Here is a 503-nt window from a genome sequence, read left to right on the forward strand (position 1 = left end):
GGCGGGAAGACAAAGAATGGGATCACTCGATCCCAGGCTCGTCTCCAGGCTGCCACTACCGTTGGGTATTGCTTGCCCCAAGGGCCGCTCTCAAAGGCATCCAATGCCTGCTCAGCCACTTCTGCGTTGATGGCCTGATAGATCGGTTTAAGCGCCTTGGCCAGCTCACGGCGCTTGTCCCACGCCGCGTAATCGAGGCTGTTGCGGATCAAGTGGACTATGCAGGTTTGCAGCGTTGTCGCCGGAAACACTGCGCTCAGCGCCTCTGGCATCCCTTTGAGACCGTCGGTCACGGCGATCAGCACGTCCTCTACGCCGCGGGTCTTGAGGTCGTTAAAGACCTTCATCCAGAACTTCGCACCCTCGGTGTTCTCGATCCAGATGCCAAGAATATCGCGCGTTCCATCGGGTAAAACACCCAGCGCTAAGTAAATCGCCTTGTTGCGGACAAGGCCTTCTTCTCGGATCTTGACCCGTAACGCATCGAAGAAAATGACTGGGTA

Annotated in this window: 1 protein-coding gene; it reads right to left on the minus strand. The window is 56.9% G+C overall.

What is annotated here, in order from left to right; all coding sequences use genetic code 11:
- On the minus strand, positions 1-503 hold a 503-nt coding region (locus FS767_RS21600; protein WP_144968148.1), incomplete at both ends, for an IS256 family transposase.

The organism is Pseudomonas sp. DE0010 (assembly GCF_007680745.1).
In the GTDB taxonomy this organism is placed as follows: Bacteria; Pseudomonadota; Gammaproteobacteria; order Pseudomonadales; family Pseudomonadaceae; genus Aquipseudomonas; species Aquipseudomonas parafulva_B.